20 protein-coding genes are annotated in these 21527 nt (G+C 75.3%); 14 read left to right on the top strand and 6 right to left on the bottom strand.

Annotated features, from left to right (window positions below):
* The first annotated feature begins 33 nt into the window (after positions 1-33).
* From E4P41_RS00360 to E4P41_RS00325, 8 genes are read left to right on the top strand one after another with little or no spacing between them, the layout of a single operon-like run.
* Positions 34-1185, top strand: coding sequence for a thiolase family protein (locus E4P41_RS00360; RefSeq protein WP_135138897.1), 1152 nt, complete (start codon positions 34-36; stop codon positions 1183-1185).
* The gene (locus E4P41_RS00355) at positions 1182-1595 is read left to right on the top strand and encodes an OB-fold domain-containing protein (RefSeq protein WP_135138896.1); all 414 of its coding nucleotides are present in this window, start codon (positions 1182-1184) and stop codon (positions 1593-1595) included. Before E4P41_RS00360 ends, E4P41_RS00355 begins: the two co-directional genes overlap by 4 nt.
* On the top strand, positions 1592-2827 hold the full coding sequence (locus E4P41_RS00350; protein ID WP_135138895.1) for a CoA transferase: 1236 nt from the start codon (positions 1592-1594) through the stop codon (positions 2825-2827). Before E4P41_RS00355 ends, E4P41_RS00350 begins: the two co-directional genes overlap by 4 nt.
* Positions 2827-4047, top strand: coding sequence for a CoA transferase (locus E4P41_RS00345; RefSeq protein ID WP_135138894.1), 1221 nt, complete (start codon positions 2827-2829; stop codon positions 4045-4047). The genes E4P41_RS00350 and E4P41_RS00345 overlap by 1 nt, the downstream gene beginning before the upstream one ends.
* Positions 4044-5405 carry an MmgE/PrpD family protein gene (locus tag E4P41_RS00340; RefSeq protein ID WP_135138893.1) on the top strand — a complete coding sequence of 454 codons (1362 nt, stop codon included), beginning with the start codon at positions 4044-4046 and terminating at the stop codon, positions 5403-5405. The genes E4P41_RS00345 and E4P41_RS00340 overlap by 4 nt, the downstream gene beginning before the upstream one ends.
* Before the next feature lie 32 nt (positions 5406-5437).
* Complete coding sequence (locus tag E4P41_RS00335) at positions 5438-6670, top strand: acyl-CoA dehydrogenase family protein (protein ID WP_135138892.1); 1233 nt, start codon at positions 5438-5440, stop codon at positions 6668-6670.
* A gap of 36 nt (positions 6671-6706) precedes the next feature.
* The gene (locus E4P41_RS00330; RefSeq protein ID WP_135138891.1) at positions 6707-7726 is read left to right on the top strand and encodes a TIGR03617 family F420-dependent LLM class oxidoreductase; all 1020 of its coding nucleotides are present in this window, start codon (positions 6707-6709) and stop codon (positions 7724-7726) included.
* Positions 7723-8781, top strand: a complete 1059-nt coding sequence (locus E4P41_RS00325) for an Ldh family oxidoreductase (RefSeq protein WP_167760847.1) — start codon at positions 7723-7725, stop codon at positions 8779-8781. Before E4P41_RS00330 ends, E4P41_RS00325 begins: the two co-directional genes overlap by 4 nt.
* 36 nt (positions 8782-8817) lie before the next feature.
* Here E4P41_RS00325 and E4P41_RS00320 read toward each other — a convergent pair whose 3' ends face one another.
* Entirely contained in the window at positions 8818-9822 is a 1005-nt protein-coding gene (locus E4P41_RS00320) for an acyl-CoA thioesterase domain-containing protein (protein WP_135138889.1), read from the bottom strand.
* Between the two features lie 59 nt (positions 9823-9881).
* Here E4P41_RS00320 and E4P41_RS00315 point away from each other — a divergent pair, with 59 nt between their 5' ends.
* Positions 9882-10697 carry an IclR family transcriptional regulator C-terminal domain-containing protein gene (locus tag E4P41_RS00315; RefSeq protein ID WP_209307447.1) on the top strand — a complete coding sequence of 272 codons (816 nt, stop codon included), beginning with the start codon at positions 9882-9884 and terminating at the stop codon, positions 10695-10697.
* Between the two features lie 23 nt (positions 10698-10720).
* Here E4P41_RS00315 and E4P41_RS00310 read toward each other — a convergent pair whose 3' ends face one another.
* On the bottom strand, positions 10721-11803 hold the full coding sequence (locus tag E4P41_RS00310; RefSeq protein WP_209307446.1) for an Ldh family oxidoreductase: 1083 nt from the start codon (positions 11801-11803) through the stop codon (positions 10721-10723).
* A gap of 96 nt (positions 11804-11899) precedes the next feature.
* On the opposite strand from E4P41_RS00310, the gene E4P41_RS00305 reads away from it, so the two are divergent.
* The 3 genes from E4P41_RS00305 (at position 11900) to E4P41_RS00295 (ending at position 16077) form a co-directional block, all read left to right on the top strand.
* Entirely contained in the window at positions 11900-14110 is a 2211-nt protein-coding gene (locus tag E4P41_RS00305; protein WP_209307445.1) for an acetate--CoA ligase family protein, read from the top strand.
* On the top strand, positions 14107-14976 hold the full coding sequence (locus E4P41_RS00300; RefSeq protein WP_209307444.1) for a CoA ester lyase: 870 nt from the start codon (positions 14107-14109) through the stop codon (positions 14974-14976). Before E4P41_RS00305 ends, E4P41_RS00300 begins: the two co-directional genes overlap by 4 nt.
* A gap of 267 nt (positions 14977-15243) precedes the next feature.
* On the top strand, positions 15244-16077 hold the full coding sequence (locus E4P41_RS00295) for a hypothetical protein (protein WP_245177020.1): 834 nt from the start codon (positions 15244-15246) through the stop codon (positions 16075-16077).
* A gap of 49 nt (positions 16078-16126) precedes the next feature.
* Here E4P41_RS00295 and E4P41_RS00290 read toward each other — a convergent pair whose 3' ends face one another.
* Both E4P41_RS00290 and E4P41_RS00285 read right to left on the bottom strand, forming a co-directional pair.
* A complete protein-coding gene (locus E4P41_RS00290; RefSeq protein ID WP_135138886.1) occupies positions 16127-17242 on the bottom strand; it encodes a geranylgeranyl reductase family protein in 1116 nt (371 codons plus the stop codon).
* A gap of 40 nt (positions 17243-17282) precedes the next feature.
* On the bottom strand, positions 17283-17867 hold the full coding sequence (locus E4P41_RS00285) for a TIGR00730 family Rossman fold protein (protein ID WP_135138885.1): 585 nt from the start codon (positions 17865-17867) through the stop codon (positions 17283-17285).
* A 102-nt stretch (positions 17868-17969) separates the two neighbouring features.
* On the opposite strand from E4P41_RS00285, the gene E4P41_RS00280 reads away from it, so the two are divergent.
* Entirely contained in the window at positions 17970-18434 is a 465-nt protein-coding gene (locus tag E4P41_RS00280) for an NUDIX domain-containing protein (protein ID WP_135138884.1), read from the top strand.
* A 52-nt stretch (positions 18435-18486) separates the two neighbouring features.
* Here E4P41_RS00280 and E4P41_RS00275 read toward each other — a convergent pair whose 3' ends face one another.
* Complete coding sequence (locus E4P41_RS00275; protein WP_245177005.1) at positions 18487-19293, bottom strand: endonuclease/exonuclease/phosphatase family protein; 807 nt, start codon at positions 19291-19293, stop codon at positions 18487-18489.
* Positions 19294-19534: 241 nt separating this feature from the next.
* Here E4P41_RS00275 and E4P41_RS00270 point away from each other — a divergent pair, with 241 nt between their 5' ends.
* Positions 19535-21028: an endonuclease/exonuclease/phosphatase family protein gene (locus tag E4P41_RS00270; protein ID WP_135138883.1), complete on the top strand. Its 1494-nt coding sequence runs from the start codon at positions 19535-19537 to the stop codon at positions 21026-21028.
* 70 nt (positions 21029-21098) lie between these two features.
* Here E4P41_RS00270 and E4P41_RS00265 read toward each other — a convergent pair whose 3' ends face one another.
* Positions 21099-21521 (bottom strand): ATP-binding protein, encoded by a 423-nt coding sequence (locus E4P41_RS00265; protein ID WP_245177004.1) that lies wholly within the window; start codon positions 21519-21521, stop codon positions 21099-21101.
* Positions 21522-21527: the final 6 nt, after the last annotated feature.

Below are 21527 nucleotides of genomic sequence, written 5' to 3'. Positions count from 1 at the left end.
CCGCTGGACGCACGAGGAGAAGAGGCCGAACGCATGCACTCGCTCAAGGACCGCACCGCGATCATCGGGGTCGGTGCCACCCCCCAGGGGAAGCTGCCGGGATCGACCCAGCTCTCCCTGGCGGTGGACGCCTTCAAGGCCGCTCTCGACGACTCCGGCCTGGAGAAGGACGACATCGACGGCCTGCTCACCTTCCCCGGCACCACCGCGCCCGAGGGACCGCTGAACTACCTGCGGGTCGGTGAGGCGCTGGGCATCGACCCGGCCTTCACCGGCAGCATGGCGATGGGCGGCGGCACGGCGGGAGCGCTGGTCCAGATGGCCGCGATGGCCGTCGAGTCCGGCCACGCCACCGCCGTCGCCTGCGTCTTCGGGGACGCCGCCAAGACCGGGGGCTCGCGGTTCAACCGGGCCTCGGGCTGGGGCGACTCGTGGGGCATCTGGGGGATGATGGGCGCCGCCGCCAACTCCGCGGTCGCCGCCAGCCGGCACATGGCCCTGTACGGCACCACCAGCGAGCAGCTGGCCGAGGTCGCCGTCGCCTGCCGCAGACACGCGTCGATGAACCCGAACGCGGTCATGCGCGACCCGATCACGATCGCCGACCACCAGGCGTCCCGGTTCATCGTCGAACCGCTGCACCTGCTCGACTGCTGCCTGATCAGCGACGGCGGCGTCTGCATCATCGTCACCTCCGCCGAGCGGGCGAAGGACGCCAAGCAGCCCCGGGTGCTCATCTCCGGGATGGGCCAGGCGTACACCACCCGCACCCTCGAGCGGGAGGACTGGTGGTACGTCCCGCACCAGAAGGAGGCGCTCGACCGGGCCTACGCGATGGCCGGCCTGGGCCCGCAGCACATCGACGTCGCGCAGCTGTACGACAACTTCACGATCAGCGTGCTGCTGTGGTTGGAGCACGCCGGCTTCTGCAAGCCGGGGGAGTCCGGCCCGTTCGTCGAGGGCGGCCGCATCCAGCTGGGCGGCGAGCTGCCGGTGAACACCGCCGGCGGCAACCTCTCGGAGTCCTACATGGAGGGCTGGCTGCACATCGTCGAGGGCGTCCGCCAGCTGCGCGGCCAGGGCGGCGAGCGTCAGGTCCAGGGCGCCGAGACCTGCCTGGTCACCGGCCGCGGCATGACCTTGAACTGCTCCAACGCGATGGTTCTGACGAAGGGCGAGGCATGAGCGACCACCCCAAGCCGCTGCCGGAGATCAGCGACGAGACGAGGCCGTTCTGGGACGGCACGCGCAACCAGCAGCTGGTCATGCAGCAATGCGCGCGCTGCCGGCACATCCGCTACCCGATCAGCCGGGTCTGCCCCGAGTGCCTGGAGGTCGGGCACGAGTGGGTGCCGCTGAGCGGCCGCGGCGAGGTGTACTCCGCCATCGTCTTCCACCAGGTCTACGACAAGGCCTTCGCCGACGACGTTCCGTACAACGTCTCGCTCGTCCAGCTCGACGAGGGGCCGCGGATGTTCAGCAACGTCGTCGGCGTCCCGCCCAGCCAGGTGCGGGTCGGCGACCGCGTGCGCGTCGTCTTCGACCCGGTCACCGAGGAGGTCACGCTCCCGCGGTTCACCCCGGAGGACTCGTGACGCAGCCGGACGCCGCGGGCGCGCTGGCGGGCCTGCGGGTGCTGGACCTGTCCGGGCCGCTGGGCAACTACTGCGGCAAGCTGTTCGCCGAGCTCGGTGCCGACGTCGTGCTCGTGGAGCCATCCGGCGGGACGGCGCTGCGGCACCAGCCGCCGTTCGCCGGCGACCGGCCGGGTCCCGAGCGCAGCCTGCCCTACCTCTACAACAACACGAGCAAGCGCAGCCTGCGGCTCGACCTGGACCACCCCGAGGGGCAGCAGGTGCTGCGCGAGCTCGCCGCCGGCGCCGACCTGGTCATCGAGACCGACAGCCCCGGCCGGATGGCCGCCCGGGGCCTGGGGCACGAGCAGCTCAGCGAGGACAACCCCCGGCTGGTGACGACGAGCATCACGCCGTTCGGGCAGACCGGTCCCTACGCGCACCACGAGGCCAGCGACCTGGTCTGCCTGGCGATGGGTGGGCTGCTCTACCTCGGCGGGTACGTGGACGGCCCGCCGGTCCAGGCCGGCCAGCAGCAGGCGTACGCGGCGGGGAACCTCTTCGGAGCGGTCGCCTCGATGCTGGCGCTGACCGCCGCCGAGGCCACGGGCCAGGGCCAGCACGTCGACGTCTCGGTGCAGGAGTCGGTCGTGATGGGCCTGGAGAACGCCGCCCAGTTCCAGGACCTCGAGGGGCGGGTCCGCCGGCGCACCGGGGGCCGGCAGTGGCGCGCCGGCGCCGGGGTCTTCCCGTGCGCCGACGGCTACGTCTACCTGCTCGCCGGCGGCATCGGGGGCAATCGCTTCTGGCCGAACCTGGTCGCCTGGCTCGACAGCGAGGCCGTGCCCCGGGTCGACGAGTTCCGCGGCGAGCAGTGGGGCGAGCGGGAGTTCGTGGAGGCCGAGGAGAACCGGGACCTGTTCGCGGAGATCTTCCTGCCCTTCGCCGCGAGCCGGACCAAGGCCGAGCTGTACCGCGACGCGCAGAAGTGGCGGGTGCCGCTGTGCCCGGTCTCCAAGCCCTCGGACATCCTCGAGAGCGCGCAGCTGCGCCACCGCGACTACTTCGTCTCCGTCGAGGGACCCGACGGCGGGGCGGCGGTCATGCCCGGGGCGCCGTACGCGCTCTCGGAGACGCCGTGGCGGCTGAAGGGCCGCGCGCCGCGGCTGGGCGAGCACACCGTCGAGGTCCTGCACGAACTGGGCTGCTCGGCCGAGCGGGTGGCCGAGCTGAGGACAGCGGGGGTGATCTGATGGGACGGCTTCCGCTCAGCGGCGTCCGGATCGCCGACTTCACCTGGGTCGGTGCGGGCTCCTACACGACCAAGATGCTGGCCGACCACGGCGCCGACGTCATCAAGATCGAGAGCAGCGCCAAGGTGGACGGCATCCGGTTGTCGGCGCCGTTCAAGGACGGCGTCAAGGGCATCAACCGCAGCGGCTACTTCGCCGACCGCAACACCAGCAAGCGCAGCATCACGATCGACCTGCGCACCGCGGAGGGGCGCGAGCTGGCCCGCCGGATCGTGGCGGCCAGCGACGTCGTGGCCAACAACTTCACGCCGGGCACCATGGCGAAGTTCGGCCTGGGCTACGACGACGTCCGGGAGATCAACCCGCGGGCGGTCTACCTGGCGATGTCGATGTCGGGCGACAGCGGCCCCGAGCGCGACTTCCTGGGGTACGGGCTCACCATCGGTGCACTGGTCGGCATCCACCACCTCAGCGGGCTGCCGGACCGGGAACCGGCGGGCACCGGCACCAACTACCCGGACCACATCCCCAATCCCTGCCACTCGGCGTTCGCCGTGCTCGCCGCGCTCCGGCACGCCCGCCGGACCGGACGCGGACAGTACCTCGACATCGCCCAGACCGAGCCGACGATCGCCGTCCTCGGGGCGGCGTTCCTGGAGGCCACGGTCAACGGCCGCGACCCGCAGCCGCTGGGCAACGCGCACCTGCGGTACGCGCCGCACGGGGTGTACCGCTGCGCGGGCGAGGACCGGTGGATCGCGATAGCGGTGACCGACGACCGGCTGTGGCCGGCGCTGCGGGCGGTGCTCGGCCTGCCCGAGGAGTCCTGCCCTGCCGAGTGGGCCACCGAGGCCGCCCGGCACCGCGACCGCGAGGTGCTCGACGGCCTGATCGCCGCGGCCACCGCCGACCGCGACGCCGACGACCTGTTCACCCGCCTGCAGGCGGCGGGGGTCCCGGCCGGCGTGGTGCAGGACGCCGCCGACGTCGTCGAGCGGGATCCGCACCTGCGGGCCCGCGGGCACTGGGTGCGCCTCGAGCACCCGGAGATGGGGGAGACGTTGTACAACGCGCCACCGTTCCAGCTGACCGGCACACCGGCGACGCTGACCCGCCCGGCGCCGATGCTCGGCCAGCACACCCGCGAGATCTGTCACGAGGTGCTGGGCCTCGACGACGCGGAGATCGCCCGGCTCCGGGCCGAGGGGGTCCTCGCATGAGCGGCGCGCCGACCGCCGGCGAGCGGATCGCCGAGCACGTCGTCTCCGTCGACCCGGCGGACACGACCGCGGAGACCGTGCACGCCGTCGCCCGGGCGTTCCTCGACACCTTCGCGGTCGCGGTCGCGGCCACCGGCGACCCGGTCGACGTCGCGCTCACCGGCTACGTCGCCGGCTCGACCGGGCCGGCCAGCGTGTGGGCCGGTACCGGTTCGCTCCCGCCCGAGCACGCCGCCCTGGTCAACGGTGCCGTCGGGCACGTCCTCGACTACGACGACGTCACCAGCCCGCTGCGCGGCCACCCGAGCATCGCGCTGCTGCCGGCGCTGGTCGCGGCGGCGGAGGCCGGCGGCGCCGACGGGCGGCGGCTGAGCGCGGCCTACGCCGTCGGGTTCGAGGTGATCTGCAAGCTGTCCAAGGCCTGCGCGCTCGACCACTACGCCCGGGGTTGGCACTCGACCAGCACGATCGGCCTGCTGGGTGCGACGGCGGCGGTCGCACACCTGACCGGGCTGGGCCGCGACGCCGTCCGCGACGCGCTCGGCCTGGCCGTGGCGCAGGCGGCCGGCACCCGGCAGAACTTCGGCACGATGGCCAAGTCCTTCCAGGCCGGCTCCTGCGGGGCGGCGGCGCTGCGATCGGTGGCGCTGGCCGGCGCCGGGATGACCGCGTCGGCGGAGGCGCTCGACGGCGGCACCGGCGGTTTCCTGCGGCTCTACTCCACCCCGGAGGCGGCCGCGGCGCTGGACGCCGAGCTCGCCACGCTCGGGCAGGGCCCCGGGGAGCTGGTCACCAGCGGCATCGACGTCAAGAAGTACCCGCTGTGCTACGCCACCCACCGCACCATCGACCTGCTGCTGGACCTGCGGGCCGAGCACGGGCTCACCCTGGCCGACGTCGACCGCGTGGAGATGCGGGCCAACCGCGGCGGGCTGGCCCCGCTCCTGCACGACCGGCCGACCACCGGGCTGGAGGCGAAGTTCAGCATGCAGTTCGCCGTGGCGGCGGCGCTGCTGGACGGCGAGGTCAAGCTGCGCAGCTTCGACGACGAGCAGGTCCGCCGGCCGGAGATCCAGGGGTTCCTGCCCCGGGTCACGCCCACCGAGGACGACGGCCCGCCGTTCCCGCGCTTCGCCGAGGTGACCCTGCACCTGGCCGACGGGCGGACGGTCGGCCGGCGCACGCACGCCCTGCGCGGCAGCGCCGACACCCCGCTGTCCGACGACGAGCTGCTCGAGAAGGTGGCCGACTGCCTCGGCCGTGGCGGGCTGGGCGAGCGCGTCAAGCCCTTCGCGGACGCCGTGTTCGGCTGGGCCGACCGGCCGGTCCGCTCGGTGCTCGCCCGGCGGCTGTCCTGACTACGCCCCCGCCCCCGACCCCGGGAGATCCCATGAGCCCGACCGACGTCCCCGCCGAACTGATCGAGCTGCGCGACCGGGTGCGCGCCTTCGTGCAGGAGGAGCTGCTGCCCCTGGAGCCCGAGGCCGTGCGCCTCGAGCTGCAGGCCAGCCAGCGCACGGAGCCCTTCCAGGCCGAGCCCGGCCGCAGCTACCAGTTCGACCCCGTCGGCGACCTGCCTCCGGAGACGTACCAGGGGCTGCTGGACAGCGCCCGCGAGCGCGGGCTGTGGGGGATCGACGTGCCGGCCGAGTTCGGCGGCCAGGGCCACGGCGCGCTGGCCAAGCTGCTGGTGACCGAGGAGATGAGCAAGACCGTCGTCCCGTTCATCCTGCCGCCGGAGTCGCCGAACCTGCACTGGTTGAGCAACGCGGTGAACGAGGAGCAGCGCGGCCGCTACCTCGAGCCCTACGCCCGCGGGGAGATCACCTCCGGCGTCGGGATCACCGAGCCCGGCGCGGGGTCGGACATCTCGGGCATCGCCACGCACGCCGAGCGGCGGGACGGCCGGTGGGTGCTGAGCGGCCGCAAGAAGTGGATCGGCAAGGCCGACTGGGCCGACTTCCTCATCGTCGTCGCCGTCACCGATCAGGAGTTGGGCAGCCGGGGCGGGATGACCGCCTTCCTCGTCGACCGGGGGACGCCGGGCGTCGTCGTGGAGCGGCGGCTGCCGACGATCTCCAACTACCGGCCCTGCGAGGTGCGCTTCGACGACGTCGAGCTCGACGACGCCCAGGTGCTGGGCGAGGTCGGCCAGGCGTTCATCCCGATGCAGAACCGGCTCGCCGTCCGGCGGCTGGAGATCGCGGCGCGCTGCGCCGGCGCCACGGCCCGGCTGCTGGACATGCTCATGGCGCACGCCAAGGAGCGGGTGACCTTCGGCGAGCCGCTGGCCTCCCGGCAGACGATCCAGAACTGGATCGCCGACGGTGCGATGGGGCTGCACGCGCTCCGGCTGGTGAACATCGACGCCGCGCGCAAGCTTGACGCGGGCCGGACCGACATCCGCTACGAGTCCTCCACGGCCAAGGTGCTGGGCACCGAGCTGATGCAGCGGGTCGCCGACCAGTGCCTGCAGGGCCACGGTGCGCTGGGCCTGGGCAAGGACCTGCCCATCGAGTACTACTACCGGCTGGTCCGGATCTGGCGGATCGTCGAGGGCGCCTCGGAGATCCACCGCGTCACCGTCGCCCGCCAGCTGCTGCGCTCGGGGGTGCCGGCGTGAGCCGGCCACCGCTCGGCCGCCGCCGCGGAGGTCGCCGTGCGGATTGAGGCGAGTCTGCGGACGACGCCGACGCACGAGGTCGCCGTGACCGCCGCCGAGCTCGAACGGGCCGGCGCGGGCGGGGTGTGCGACTCGGAGAACCGGCGTGACCCGCTGCTGACGATGGCGATGGCGGCGGTGACCACCGAGCGGATCGGCCTGGCCACGGCGGTCACCATCGCCTTCCCGCGCAGCCCCATGGTGGTCGCCTACGGCGCCCGCATGCTGCACGACCAGACCGGCGGGCGCTTCCGGCTGGGGCTCGGCACGCAGGTGAAGCGGCACATGGAGCACCGCTTCGGCGTGCCCTGGGACTCGCCGGGGCCGCGGATGCGCGACTACGTGCAGGCGCTGCGGGCCGTCTGGCGCAGCTGGGAGACCGGCGAGCCGCTGCGCCACTCCGGACCCTTCTACGCGCTGGACCTGATGACCCCGGAGTTCAGCCCGGGCCCGGCCCCGCACGGCCGGGTGGCCGTCGACCTCGCGGCGGTGAACCCGTACAACCTCGAGCTGGCCGCCGAGCTGTGCGACGGCGTGCGGCTGCACGTGTTCAACACGCCGGGCTACGTGCGCGACGTCGTCCGGCCGCGGCTGGCGGCCGGCGCGGGACGGGCGGGCCGCGACCTGGCCGGCTTCGAGATCTTCGGCGGCGGCTTCGTGGCGACCGGTGCGACCCGGGCGGACGTGGCTCTCGCGCGGGAGCAGGCCCGGGCGCGGGTCGCGTTCTACGGCTCCACGCTGGCCTACCTGCCGGTTCTCGAGCACCACGGGTGGGGCGCGCTGCGGGACGAGCTGCGCGAGCTGGTGCGCCGAGAGCGCTGGGACGACCTCGCCGCGGCGGTGCCCGACGAGGTGCTCGACGAGTTCTGCACGGCGGCGGCCTATCCCGAGCTGGCGGCCGCGCTGGGCGCGCGATGGGCCGGCCTGGTCACCACCGTGCAGGTGCCCGCCCCGGTGCCGTACTCCGCGCAGTGGAGCGGCTTCGCCGAGGCGTGCGTCGCGGTGGGGGAGCTGTGAGCCGGCCCGGCGCCGCACCGGTGCCGGTGCCGCGGCTGCGGTCGTTCGTCGTCTCCCTGCTGTCGGCGCTGGGCCTGCCCGAGCAGCACGCCCAGGACACGGCGACGGCGCTGATCGACGCGGACCTCGCCGGGAGGAGCACCCACGGGGTGCGGTTGCTGCCGCCCTACGCGGCCCGCCTGCGGGACGGCGCGATCGCCACGGCGCCCCGGCTGCGGGTGCTGTCCCGCACGGGTGCGGTCTCCGTGCTGGACGGCGGCAACGGGCTCGGCCAGGTCGTCGCCGCGTGGGCCGTGCGGCACAGCGTCGAGGTGGCCCGGGAGCTGGGTGCGGCGGTGACGACCGTGCGCCGCAGCAACCACCTCGGCGCGCTCGGCTCCTTCACCCGGGCCGCCGCCGAGCAGGGCATGGTCTGCTTCCTCGTCCAGAACACCCGGGCCAACATGGCGCCGGCGGGTGGGCGGCAGGCGGCGGTGGGCAACAACCCGTTCTCCTTCGCCGTGCCCGCGCGCGGCTTCCCGGTGGTGCTCGACCTCTCCTGCAGCGCGGTGGCGCGCAGCAACATCGACCTGGCCGCCGAGCGCGGGGAGCCGATTCCGGAAGGGTGGGCCCTGGACCCCGACGGCCACCCGACGACCGATCCTCGGCTGGGCCTGCTCGGTGCGGTCCTGCCGTTCGCCGGGCACAAGGGCTCGGGACTGGCCGTGGTCATGGGAGCGCTGGCCGGCGCGCTCAGCGGGGCGGCCTTCGGCGCCGCGGTGCCGCCGCTGTCGGACTACAGCCGGGAGCGTGACCTCGGGCACTTCCTGCTCGTCGTCGACGTCGCGGCCCTCGGGGACCCCGAGGAACTGATCGGGCGGGTGGACGGCTACGTCGGCGAGATCGGCGGCAGCGCCCCGGCGCCCGGCGTGGACCGGGTGCGGGTGCCCGGTGAGGCAGCCGACGTCCGCCGGCGGGCGCTGCTGGCGGAGGGGATCGTCGTGCCCGCGGGGCTCGCGGCGGCGCTCCGCGCGCTCGCCGACGAGCTGGGTGTCCCGGCCGGCGCGCTGGACTGAGCAGAAATCGATGTCCGCCCTGCCGACGCTCTGCGGTCAGCCGGCGGTGTCCGGCCGGAAGGCGAACTGGCCGATGCCCACCTCACGCCCGTCGACGGTCAGCGTGACCGAGGCGAAGGCGGCGCGCCGGCCCGCGCGGCGGACCGTGGCCTCGGCGACCAGGACGTCGCCGTCGCCGGGGGTCAGGAACTGCCAGGACCCGTCGGCCGGCACCAGCGGCGAGTCGTCGTCGCTTCCGGTGCTGCCGACGGCCCGCGCCGCGGCGGCCAGGCCGATGCCGTACAGGGCGCCGCCCTGCACGTGGCCCACGCGGTTGGTCAGCTCGGGCCCGATCCGCAGCGAGCCGCGCGCCGTGCCCGCGGGGGCGCCGTCCTCCCACGTGAGGGCCGTGAGCTCCTCGCCGACCGACGTCCCGCGGGCGCGGGCGCGTTCGGCGGCGCGGACGGTCGCCCGCACCGCGGCCTGCTCGTGCGGCTCGAGCGCGCCGGCCGCGACGGGCCGGACCGGAGGCAGGTCGTGGTGCTCCCACGGCAGCAGCCGGAGCTGCACGCTCTCCGGCACCGGGAGCGCCATGAACCAGCCCTGCCCGGCCGCGACCACCACCCCGGAGGCGTCGGTGCAGTCGACGCGGGCCAGCGCGTGGCGCCGCTCCTCGTCGATCCACACCACCCGGGCCGCCGGTACCACGGGGGCGGCGACCACCGGGGCGAGGTGGTGGAGGGCCATGGTGACCGTGCCGAGCCGCCGTCCGGCGCCCACCACGGCGCGGACGGCCGAGCCCATGGCGAGGTCCGCGACGGCCGCCACGGCCACCGGCGGCACGGCCCCCGGCACGATCGCCGGGTCGGGGACCAGCTGCGGACCGGCCGGTCCGCCGTCGGGAGGACGAGGGGTGATCCCTAGGATCTGCCCGTAGAAGTGCATTCCCTGGGCGCGGGTCCGCGCCACGGCAGCGATCGCGGAGGCTTCGATGTCCGGCTCGTGCTCCACCTGGCGTCGCTGGTCGGCCGGGTCGGCGCCGGTACCGGGTCCGCTGGTCATCGCCACCGATTCTGACCGGGGCCGCCGGTGCGGTCCCGGCCGCCCTCCGGGCGGGTCCCGTGCCTGAGCCGGCCCGCCCCGAGCGGGAGCGCCCTGCGGAGTTCGTCCAGTCGGTGCAGCGGGCGCTGGCCGTGATCAAGAGCTTCACCCCCCGGCACTCCAGCATGACGCTGACCGAGGTCGCCGAGCGCACCCACCTGACCCGGGGCGCGGCTCGCCGGTTCCTGCTCACCCTGGAGCACCTGGGGTACGTGCGCTCGGACGGCCGCCAGTTCTCGCTGTCGCCCGCGGTGCTGGAGCTGGGGTACGCCTACCTCTCCTCGGTGCATCCGTGGGATGCGGCGGTGCCGCTGATGGAGCGGCTCAGCAACGAGGTGGAGGAGAACTGCCTCGCCGGCGTCCTCGAGGGCACCGACGTCGTCTGCGTCGCGCGCACCTCGCGCCGGCTGGTGACCGTGGCCGTGTACGTCGGCGGGCGCGTGCCGGCGTCGGCGTCGTCCATGGGCCGCGCCATCTTCGCGTTCCAGGACGACGACGTCGTCGAGAAGTACCTGGCCGAGGCCGACCTCAAGCGCGTCACCCCGTTCACGCTGACCGACAAGGAGGCGCTGCGCGCGGAGCTGAAGAAGGTCCGCGAGCAGGGCTGGTCGCTGGTCGAGCACGAGCTGGAGGAGGGGCTGACGTCGGTGTCGGCGCCGGTGTTCGGTGCCGGTGGCCGCAGTGTCGCGGCGCTGAACATCTCCGCGCACGGGCACCGGCTCTCGCGGGAGGACGTCGAGACGCGGGTGCTGCCGCCGCTGCTGCGCTGCGCCCGGGAGACGAGCCTGCTGTTCGGTCACCGGCCGACCAACGGTACGGCGGACGCGCCCGGCTGACGATCGGCGTGCGGCGCGGTCGGTCAGGACGCTGCGTCCAGCAGGAAGGGCGTCCCGGCGCGCCCGCAGATCTCGCGCAGCTGCCCGACCAGCACGCCGGAGAGCGGCACGCCGTTGCGGAGCCGCTCGTCCCGCGCCGTCGCCTCGGGATCGCCCGGAACGAGCACCGGCTGTGCGGGATCGGCCGGTGGCGTGGCACGGAGCAGGTCCAGGAGATCGTCGAGGTCGTCCTCGAAGCGCCCGTCCTCCCGGAACGCGGCCGGGTCGATCGCCAGGAAGAAGTGACCGATGTCGACCGGTCGGCCGTCCCCGGCCGCTGCCGCGGCGAACGTCGCACCGCAGAGCGTGGCGGACAGGATCTGCACCATCACGGCCAGCCCGTAGCCCTTGTGGCTGGACAGCTCCGCGGTGCCGCCCAGGGGGGTCAGCCCGCCGGCGCCGGCGCCCAGCAGGATCCCGAGCGCCTCGTGCGGATTCCGGACGGGCACCCCGTCCCCGTCCAGGACCCACCCCGACGGCAGTGGCCGGTCGTCGTAGCCGTACACCTTGACCTTGTTGACCGCCACGGTGCTGGTGGACATGTCGAGCAGGAAGGGCCCGCTGCGCCGGGCCGGCGCGGCGAACGCGATGGGGTTGGTGGACAGCCGGGGGAGCGCCCCGCGCGTCGGCACCACCGACACGCTCCGGGCGGACGTGGTGACCAGGCCGACGAGCCCCCGCTCCGCGGCGACGGCGGCGTACTGCCCTGCCGCGCCGAAGTGGTGGGAGTTCCGCACGGAGACGACGCCGACGCCGTGGGCCGACGCCTTGTCGGCGGCCAGCCGCATCGCCGCCATCGCCGCCGGGTGACCGAGGCCGCCGCCGGCGTCGAGCAGGGCGGTCACCGTGCCGTCCCGCACGGTGCTCGGGCGCGCGGCGGGCACCAGGTCGCCGCGCTCCCGGAGCATCTCGTACGTGGGCAGCATCGAGATGCCGTGCGAGTCGATGCCGGCGACGTCGGCATGGATCATCGCCGCCGCCGCCGTCTCGGCGCAGTCGGGTTGCAGCCCCCAGGCGAGCAGGACGGCGTGGGTCTGGGCCTGCAGCGTCGCCGCGGGAAATCGCACGTCCTCGCCGCCCTCTCCTGGGTCGTGATGGGTCCGGACGCCCACGCTGTCACACCCGAGGCCCGGATCGAGCGACAGGGTCCTATGGGAAATAGGATGACCCGCGGGCACCGCGCCGACATCCCGGGAGTAGCCGATGAACCGCAGCTGTCCGCCGATGCCGAGCCGGGCGGTCGCGCCGTACGGCGGGGCCGGCTGATGGCCGACGCCGTCTCGCGGCTCGAGCGGTTGCTCGAGCCCCGGGCCATCGCCGTGGTCGGCGCGACCGAGCGGCCCGGCTATGCGGCCCGGCTGTTCCGCAACCTGGTCGAGGGCGGGTACGCCGGCCCGATCCATCCGGTCAGCCCCACGCGGGACACGGTGCTCGGCCGGCCCGCCTTCCGTTCCCTGCGGGACGTCCCGGGACCGGTCGACGTGGCGCTCGTCGTCGTCCCCCCGGACGCCGTGCCGCAGGTGATCGAGGACTGCGGAGCCGCCGACGTCGCCGCCGCGGTGGTCGTCACCGCGGGCTTCGGGGAGGCGGGCGAGGAGGGCCGGCGCCGCCGCGAGCTGCTCCGCGAGGCCGCGGCGCGCACCGGCGTGCTGGTGATCGGCCCGAACGTCACCGGCTACGCCAGCGTGCCGGCCGCCGTCTGGGCGGCCACCTTCTCCGCGCTCCGCCCGCGGGAGGCCCGGCCGGCCCTCGACGCCGTGCTGCTCTCGCAGAGCGGGGGGACGGCGTTCGGGGCCGTCCACGAGCGGGCGCAGGACCACGGCTTCTCCTTCCGGGCGGTGCTGTCCACCGGGAACGAGGAGGTCGTGACCTCCGAGCAGCTGGCCGGGCAGTTCCTCGCCCTCGGCTCCCGGGTCGTCGCGATGGTGTGCGAGGACTTCCACGACGGTCCGGCGCTGCTGCGCGCGGCGCGGGTCGCCCGCGAGCGGGGCGGGGCCATCGTGGTGCTGAAGGTGGGGCGGTCCGCGGCCGGGCGCGCCGCGGCGGCGACCCACACGGCGGCGCTCGCCGCGGACGACGCCGTCGTCGACGGGGTCCTCGCCCAGCACGGCGTCCTCCGCGTCGAGGACGTCGACGAGCTCGTGCAGTCCGTCCGCTTCCTGGCCACCTCGCCCGCTCCGCAGGGCGCCTCGGCGATCGTCCTCTCGCACTCCGGCGGGTTGGCGGCGATGGCGGCCGACGCCCTGGGCGCGGCGGGCTTCCGGCTCCCTCCCCTCTCCGACCCGGTCCGGGCCGAGCTGGACCGGCTCATTCCCGGCCGCGGCGGCCGGTCCAACCCGGTCGACGTCACGATGGCGCTGCGCGAGCCGGTGGTGGCCGACGTCGTCCGGGCACTGTTGCGCGACCGGCCCGACGTCCTGCAGGTGGTGACCGCCGGCGACGCCGTCCTGGCCGAGCGGGTCGCCACCGGGGTCCGGTCGGCCGGCGCGGACGCATCGGCGGTCGCCCTGGTGTGGGCCGGCGGGGTCCGTACCGGCACCGACATGGCGCGGCTGGACGCCGCCGAGGTGCCCTGGTTCACCGGTACCCGGATCGCCGCCGGGATCCTCCGCGCCAGCCTCCGGCCCGCCGGCGCTCCGGTTCCTGAGCTGTCGGACGGCGGCACGGTGGCACGGGACGCCGTCGCCGTCGACGAGCACGCCGGCAAGGCGCTGCTGCGCGAGGCCGGCCTCCCGGTGCCCGAGGGGGTGCCGGCCGCGACGGTCGACGAGGTCGTCGCCGTGGCGCCCGGCGTGCCCGGACCGTGGGTGCTGAAGGTGGCCTGCGCCGCGGTGCTGCACAAGGCGGAGGCCGGCCTGGTGACGCTGGGTCTGCGGGACGAGGCCGCGCTGCGGGCGGCGGCCGAGGTGCTCGCGGAGCGGGCGCCGGCCGCGGCGGGCGGCGCTCCCTGGGCGTTCCTGCTGGAGCGGCAGTGCGACGTGCGAGCCGAGCTCTACCTCGGCTGCACGGTGGACCCGCACTTCGGGCCCGTCGTGGGGGTCGGCCGGGGAGGCGCGGACGTCGAGCAGGAGCCGGCCGTGGTGTGGTCGAGCTGCCCGCTCGACCGCGACGGTGCCCTGCGGGCCCTCGGCGACCAGCGGCTGGCGGGCTGGCTGGCGGCCCGGCAGGTGACGGAGGCCGACCGCGGAGCGATCGCGGACGCCGTCGCCGCGCTGTCCCGCTGGTTCCTCGACGCGCCGCAGAGACCGCAGGAGGTCGAGATCAACCCGCTGGCGGTGGTGCGCGACGGCGGGGTGGTCGCGCTGGACGCCGTCCTGCGCCTCGCCGGCGCCGGGAGCGGCCGGCGAGCGCCGGGACGAGAGGAACACGCGTGAACGAGGTCGGGCTGCACCGCAGCTACCTGTACGTGGTGGGGCACCGCGAGGACCACATCGAGAAGGCCTACGCCTCCGAGGTCGACGCCGTGATCCTCGAGCTGGAGGACGCGGTCGCGCCCAGCCGGAAGGAGGAGGCCCGCCGGACCGTGGCCCGGGTGCTGCGCGACGCACCGCCCAAGCCGACGTGGGTCCGGGTCAACCAGCTGGGCTCCGGCCTCATCCGCGACGACGTCGAGGCGGTCGCCGGCGCGGCGATCGAGGGCATCCGGCTGCCCAAGACGCAGTCGGCCGAGGACGTCCACCTGGTCGCCGGGTGGCTGGACGAGGCCGGGTCCGGCGCCAGCATCCAGGTGATCCTGGAGACCGCCGCGGCCGTGGAGCGGGTGTCCGAGATCGCCACGGCGCACGACCGGCTCGCAGGCGTCTCCCTGGGCGAGCAGGACCTGCAGGCCGACGTCGGTGCGACGGGAGAGGGGCTGCAGTACGCCCGCTCGCGGGTCGTCTTCGCCGCCCGGGCCGCCGGCCTGCCGGCGCCGGTGCAGAGCGTCTGGACGCGACTGCGTGACCTCGACGGCCTGCGGGAGAGCTGTCTCCAGGGCAAGCGGTTCGGGTTCTACGGTCGCTCCGCCCTCCATCCGGCACAGGTGCCGGTCATCAACGAGGTCTTCACCCCGACGCCGGAGGAGGTGGCCGACGCGGAGCAGCTCCAGGCGCAGCTGGCCGCGGCCGTCGACGCGGGGGCGGCGGGGTTGCAGCTGCCCGACGGCCGGTTCCTCGACAACGCGGTGGTCCAGGCCGCGGCGCGGACCCTGGCCTACGGCCGTCGCGGCGGCCCGCCGTCGCCGGCGGTGCGGCGGTCCTGAGGTATGACGCGCCGGGCCAGGGTGCTGCCGGCGGGATGGCCGCACGCCGGATCGGCGTGTTCCCGCTGGTCGGCGCCGCAGGTGTCGACATGGTGGTGCCGCGGGGGACGGGTCGCCGTCCATCTCCTGGGCGTGTGGCAACGATCCGGTGACGGCGTGGTCGGGAGCGCCCGGAACCGGCCGGCCGGGGTGCCGGAGAGCCATAGCGTTGGTGCCTGACCGCGGCACGGACGCTGCGGCGAGGGTGCGGAGGAGCTCCACGTGACCATGGGCACGATGCTGGTGTGGCCGGCCGCTGCGCTGCTGGGCTTCTTCCTGTGCACGGCCGTGGTGGTCGTCCTCGGCGCGAGCTCGACGGCCCGGTACGAGTTCGCGCGCAACGGCGCGCGCGAACCCCGGCGCCCGGCCCCGCGGGCCGAGGCCCACCCCGCGGGCAGTCGTCCCGCCGGCGCGACGAGCGGCGCCGCGGAGGGGCAGGCGCGGCGCCAGGCCGTCGCCCTCGCCGTCCGTCCCGCTCCCGCCACCGCTCCGGCCCCCGAGCCGGTGGCCGGGCCCGCCTGGTGGCTGGTGGACGAGGCGGCGCGGGTGTTGGCCGGCCCGTTCGCCGACCAGGTCGACGCCGACTGGGCCGCTCTGGCCGGCGACCTCGTCGCTGTCGCCGTCTTCGGTACCCGGCGCCCCGACGCGACGATCGCCCCGCGGCCCTCCCCGGCGGACCGCGCGTGGCTGAGCGAGCTCGGCGACCAGCTGGACCGGCTCCCGGAGGACTGGGACGCACTGCTGTCCGACACCGACCCGCTGACCACGCTGGTGGTGGAGGTCGCCGCGGCGCTGGTCGAGGCGGGACTGCCGCTGTACGACGCCGCCCAGGGCCGCCCGGCCGGCGGGGTCTGCCTCGTTCCGGAGACCGGCTGCTCCGGCGTGCTGGTCAGCTGGCGCACGCACGACCGGATGGGCGTGCACGGGCTGCGCGGCGCCGCGGCGGGCACCGCGGTGCAGCAGCTGATGAACGCCGCCGTCGCGGACTCGCTGGTGCGGCTGGGCTTCGTCGTCCAGACGTTCGGTGCGACCGGCTGCTCGCTGGTGACGGCGCTGCGCTGACCGGCCGGCCCGGGACCGGAACGGCGCGGGCGGGCGCTGCGCCCGGGCCTCAGCGCAGGTGCCGCGCGGCGGACGCCAGCGTGCGCGCGGTGAGCCGTCCGTCGGCGAGGCCGAGGGCGACGACGTCGTCGAACACCCGCTGGTCGGCCGCGGCGGCGCGGAAGGCGGCGTCCATGAGCCCCGGCCATCGGCTGAGCCGGGACGCCCCCGACGACGCGCGCAGGTGCCGGCCGAGCCGCCGGTCCAGGGCCCGCCGGTAGGCGGCGCCGGCGGCCGCCCCGTGGCCGGCCGCCGCGCCGGCCATCGCCCCGGAGAGCAGCGCGTAGAAGATGCCCTCGCCGGTGAGCGGGTTGATCAGGGCCGCGGCATCGCCGGCGAGCAGCACCCGGCCGTCGGGCTGATGCGGCCGGCCGGTGCTCAGCGGCAGCCGGTGGGCCTTGAGCTCGCCGGCCCCGACGCCGGGGAGCAGCCGGTGCAGGCCCTCCAACAGCCCTGCGCGGGTGGCGCCGCCCGACACCAGCTCGCCGTAGCCCACGTTGGCCCGCCCGTCGCCGAGCGGGAAGGACCACGCGTAGGCCGGCCAGCGCTGCTCGGTGGTGGTGATCACCTGCACGCCCCGCTGCCCGGGCGGCTCCGGCGCGTAGCCGCGGATGGCGACGGCCAGCTGGTCGTCCCGGTTGCGGCCGGCGCCCACGGCCCGGCGGACGACGGACTCCGCGCCGTCGGCCCCGACCAGCACCCCGGCCGTGACGGAACCGTCCACCTCGACGCCGTCGGGGCCCACCCTGATCCGCCGGACGACGTGCCGGCGCAGCGTGGCGCCGGCATCCTGCGCGGCGGCGATCAGCCGGGCGTCCAGCACCACCCGCGGGACGACGTAGGAGGGCCGTGCGGTCGCCCGCTCGACCGCCGTTCCCCGCGGGGAGCGCAGCCGCAGCCGCGGCACGGCCGGGTAGTCGCCCGTGACCGCCGCGGGGTCGACGCCCAGGACGGCGAGGACGTCGAGCGCCTCGGCTGCGATCCCGTCGCCGCACACCTTGTCGCGGGGGAAGGCGGCCCGGTCGAGCACCAGGACGCGGGGCGGCGGCATCGCCCGCCGGGCGGCCAGGGCGGCGGCCGCCCCGGCCGGGCCGCCTCCGACGACCACGACGTCCCAGCGCTCCACGTCCCCGACGCTACGGCCCCCTGCAGGGTCCCGCCGCGAGCTAGCGAGTGGCGGGGGGCAGGGGGTCCTTCCGCCACTTCCGGGCCGGGTGCTCGTAGTGCTCCACGAACGCCAGCAGCCCCTGGGCGTCGGTGACCACGCCGAGCGCGTCGAGTCGCCGGCGGTCGAGGTAACCGTCGTCGACCATGCGGCGCAGCTGGGCCAGCAGCGGCTGCCAGAACCCGTCGACGTCGACCAGGACGGTGGGCTTGGCGTGCAGGCCGAGCATCCCCCAGGTCCAGGCCTCGAACAGCTCCTCGAGGGTGCCGGCGGCCCCGGGCAGGGCGACGAAGGCGTCGGCGAGCTCGGCCATCCGCGCCTTGCGCTCGTGCATGGAGTTCACCACCTCGAGCCGGGGCAGCCCGGGGTGGGCCAGCTCGTCGTCCACCAGGTGCTGGGGGATGACGCCGACCACCTCGCCGCCGGCGGCCAGGGCGGCGTCGGCGACGACGCCCATCAGCCCGACGTGCCCGCCGCCGTAGACGATGCCCACGCCGGCGCGGGCGAGCCCGGCGGCGAGCCGCGCCGCGGCGGAGCGGTGGGACGGCGGCCCGCTCCGGGACCCGGTGAAGACGGCGACGCGCACGACACCGAGCCTGTCACGCGCCGTGCCGCGGAGTGCCACGCCTGGCTCCCGGCCTCCCGCGTCCTCCACGCCGTGGCGCTCCACACCGGGTTCACTGGAGGCGTGTTCTCCTCGACCGACGGCTGGGTGACCTGCGCGCTCGGTCACCGGCACTGGGGGCTGGTGGGCGCGGCCGGCCTGCTCGTGCACCGCGCCGGCGCCGACGGGCCGGAGCTGCTGCTGCAGCAGCGGGCCACCTGGTCCCACCACGGCGGCACGTGGGGGACACCGGGCGGTGCGCTGCACGCGGGGGAGTCCGCCGAGCACGGCGCGCTGCGCGAGGTGCAGGAGGAGCTCGGCCTGCTGCCCCACGACCTCGAGCTGGGCCTTTCCTCGGTCGACGACCACGGCGGCTGGTCGTACACGACCGTGCTGGCCCGCCCGCTGCGCAGCATCGAACCGGCCGACCTGCGGCTGGACGGCGAGAGCGAGGGCGTCGCCTGGGTCGCGCTCGGTGACCTGGTGTCGGTTCCGCTGCACCCGGGCTTCGAGGCGTCGCTCCACCGCCTGCACGACCTGCTGTCCTGATGTCCGGGGCCCTGCGCCGGTCTCCGCGGAAACCGTCCTCCCTGGGGCCGGGTCAGCGCGGGGCCACCGTGACGGTGAGCGCACGGTGGTCACCGACCGGGAGCACGGTGGCCGCCGCGTCCCGCGCACGGAGCCCGTCGCCGCGGGCGAGGAGGTGGTCCAGCTGCACCCGCGGGCCGGACGCCGGGAAGCTCGGCGCGCGCACCAGCGGCGTGGCGCGGAGCAGCCGGGCGGGCAGCGTGCCGGGCAGGTTGAGGTCGCCGGCCAGTACGACGGGGCCGGTCGTCCCGGCGATCCACCGGCGCAGCCGCAGCAGCTGACGGACGGCGGTGTGCGGCGCGAACGACAGGTGGGTGGCGACGACGGTGAGCGGCCCGAGCCGGGCGGCGACGGCGGCCCGCGGTTCGTCGGGGAACCACCACCAGCGCAGCCGGCCGGTGCGCGGATCGGGCCCCTGGGCCGGCAGCCGCGCCCGTCCGCTGCCCAGGTCGAGCACCGACCACTCCAGCACCGGCAGTCGGCTGAGCAGCGCGATGCCGTAGAGCGGGCCGTCCACCGGGGCGCCCGGGCCGCGCAGCAGCGGCCCGGCCGGCGTCCAGCTGCGGAAGGGGTCGGGTGTGCCGGCCACCGTGGCCGCACCGCGCCAGTCCGCGGCGCCGAGCCCCGTGGCCAGGCCGGCGGCCTGGTCGGCGCCGTGCGACCGCGGCTGCCCGGCGTCGACCTCCTGGACGGCGAGCACGTCGACGTCCAGGCCGGCGACGGCGGCGGCCAGCTCCGCGGCGGGGAGGACGGGGCCGCCCGGGCTGCGCCCCGAGGCGATGTTGACGGTGCCGACCCGCACGGCCGGCGCCCCGGACATTCCGGCGACGCTACCCGGACGACGGGGCGCCGGAGCCGGGGCCGGGACGCCAGACGTGCCGCCGCCTGGAGACGCCTGCCCTGCCCGGTCCGTCGTTCCGCCGGGGAGGTCGCCGACGGCGTCGGCGACACCGTCGGTGGGGTGACCGAGGCCGTCGGCGGGCTGGGCGGTTCCCGGTATCTCCTGACTCGATTCCGCTGGCGGGCGGTGAATCGCGGTCTGGCGTGGCACGGTCACGATCATGAGGACGACTGGCGGAAGCGGCCGGGTACGCCTGCTGACCTGGAACGTGTGGTGGCGCTTCGGCCCGGACTGGCGGACCCGTCAGCCGATTCTGCTGCGCCACCTGCGTGCAGCCGACGCGGACGTGATCGCCCTGCAGGAGTGCTGGGGCACCGAGGAGACCACGCAGGCGCACGAGTTCGCCGCCGAGCTGGGCATGCACGCGGGCTTTGTGGCGCCGGGCCTACCCCCGGCCCCCGACCCGCCCGAGACCGAGGACCAAGCAGGTGTCCAGGTCGGCATCGGGGTCCTCAGCCGCTGGCCGCTGACCAGCGTGCGCGCGGTGGCCCTGCCGGCCCGGCACCGCACCCCGGCCCCGGTCGCGGCGGTTGCCGAGGTGGCCCACCCGGCGGGGCCCCTGCACGTGGTGGCCGCCTGCTTGGGGTGGGAGCTGGCCTACACCGACGACCGCATCGCCCAGGCCGAGGCAGTCGTGGACCTGGTCACCGACCCGGCCAACGACGGGCCGCTGCCGGTGGTCCTGTGCGGAGACCTGAACGCCGCCCCCGACAGCCCGGTGCTGCGGCCCCTGCACGACGCCCTGGTTGACACCTGGACCGCCGGTGGAGGCCACCCGGCTGCGACGACCCTGCGCTCAGACCACCCCCAAGCGCCGATGGAGGCCACCGAGCTGATCGACCAGCGCATCGACCACATCTTCATCCGCCCCGGACAGCCGCGCCTGCACGTCGCGGTCGAGTCCGTCGCCGTCCTCGGCGACCCCGTCGACGGGACGCACCCCTCAGACCACCAGGCGGTGGTGTCCGACCTGACCTGGACCGCCGAGTCCAACCGATCCCTGTCGCGACAAGCGATCCGTCAGTGGTGTCGCTCAGCCTGCTCAGGAGCGACTTCCCCCAGAGCTCTCAGCAGCCGCATTGCTGGTTGCAACGCCTGGCCGTCGGCATCGCTGGCGGGGTTGTACGAAGTCAGGCTGACACTGCTGATCGGGCAACGACGAGCGATGGACCTGATCGCATCCTCGAGGGTCCCCAGCGGTGGGCCATCGTCGGCGGCGAACTCGTTGGCGCGCCCGTCGCTGAGGCTGATGACGTCGAGGTCGATGTGGACATGGACGCTGTCGGTCCGACTTGCCAGCGCGTCCAGCATCGCTTCGAACCGGCCATCGCGGCTGAGCTCCTCCGGGAGTGTCCCGGTCGAGATGTCCGGCCTCCTGGTGGTCGAGGCCTGCGCCCGCCGGTGCTGCGTCCTGTGCCGAGAAGTGGCCATCGGGATGTCGCCCGCATGGCCGATGTGGCGCCCCTCAACCACCAGCCGCCTCGTCGACCGGGCAGAGGCGGTCGGCTTCTCGTCCGCGGCTCGCGTATGCGGGATGCTCGCTGCCATCGCACCGCCACTCGACGCACCGGACTGCCGTAGAAAGAAGCGCCCCGTCCGGCCGACGCCCCAGGCCGTGTTCCTCGAGGCGACGGCTCCCTACGTGGATCGGTGACGCCGCGCACGGCGTAGAGCGGCGGATTGGGCTGAACGATGAAAGACAGGGCTCGTGGGCTGACGGGCTCTCAGCGGCAGTACGCCCAGACCGACTTGCGGCCGGCGGTGGCGAGCCAGCCGTGGGCTGCGGTCAGTCCGGCTACGAGGTACAGCCCGAGACCGCCCAGGGCAGGGTCGCGGCCGACTGCCGGTGTGGGCGGCCGCTCGGTGACGGCATCGCTGACCTCGATGAGTAGCCCGTTCTCGGCTGCGACGACGCGGGCCTGCACCGGCTTGCCGCCGTGTCGCAGGCCGTTGGAGGCCAGTTCCTCGAATGTCAGGAGGACGCGTTCTTCGAGTGCATCATCGGCCTCTGCCGGTGCGGACGTCCGCAGCAGCTGCCGCAGCTCGGCGCGGGCTCGCGGTAGTTGTGCCACGGAGTCCAGCTCCCAGTGCCAGATCGCACCGCGGAGATCGGGGGGAGGCTGCTGCACCCAGTCCTGCGCGTCCATGTCCTC

Origin of the sequence: Geodermatophilus sp. DF01-2 (genome assembly GCF_004571065.1) — a bacterium.
Classification (GTDB): Bacteria; Actinomycetota; Actinomycetes; order Mycobacteriales; family Geodermatophilaceae; genus Geodermatophilus.
This window is presented reverse-complemented; position numbering and strand designations above follow the sequence as displayed.

Excerpts from the sequence above, each read along its gene's own strand:
- E4P41_RS00360 (WP_135138897.1), top strand. The coding sequence starts at position 34 with ATGCACTCGCTCAAGGACCGCACCGCGATCATCGGGGTCGGTGCCACC.
- E4P41_RS00355 (WP_135138896.1), top strand. The coding sequence starts at position 1,182 with ATGAGCGACCACCCCAAGCCGCTGCCGGAGATCAGCGACGAGACGAGG.
- E4P41_RS00345 (WP_135138894.1), top strand. The coding sequence starts at position 2,827 with ATGGGACGGCTTCCGCTCAGCGGCGTCCGGATCGCCGACTTCACCTGG.
- E4P41_RS00340 (WP_135138893.1), top strand. The coding sequence starts at position 4,044 with ATGAGCGGCGCGCCGACCGCCGGCGAGCGGATCGCCGAGCACGTCGTC.
- E4P41_RS00335 (WP_135138892.1), top strand. The coding sequence starts at position 5,438 with ATGAGCCCGACCGACGTCCCCGCCGAACTGATCGAGCTGCGCGACCGG.
- E4P41_RS00320 (WP_135138889.1), bottom strand. The coding sequence starts at position 9,822 with ATGACCAGCGGACCCGGTACCGGCGCCGACCCGGCCGACCAGCGACGC.
- E4P41_RS00305 (WP_209307445.1), top strand. The coding sequence starts at position 11,900 with ATGACCCGCGGGCACCGCGCCGACATCCCGGGAGTAGCCGATGAACCG.
- E4P41_RS00295 (WP_245177020.1), top strand. The coding sequence starts at position 15,244 with ATGGGCACGATGCTGGTGTGGCCGGCCGCTGCGCTGCTGGGCTTCTTC.
- E4P41_RS00275 (WP_245177005.1), bottom strand. The coding sequence starts at position 19,293 with ATGTCCGGGGCGCCGGCCGTGCGGGTCGGCACCGTCAACATCGCCTCG.
- E4P41_RS00270 (WP_135138883.1), top strand. The coding sequence starts at position 19,535 with ATGAGGACGACTGGCGGAAGCGGCCGGGTACGCCTGCTGACCTGGAAC.
- E4P41_RS00265 (WP_245177004.1), bottom strand. The coding sequence starts at position 21,521 with ATGGACGCGCAGGACTGGGTGCAGCAGCCTCCCCCCGATCTCCGCGGT.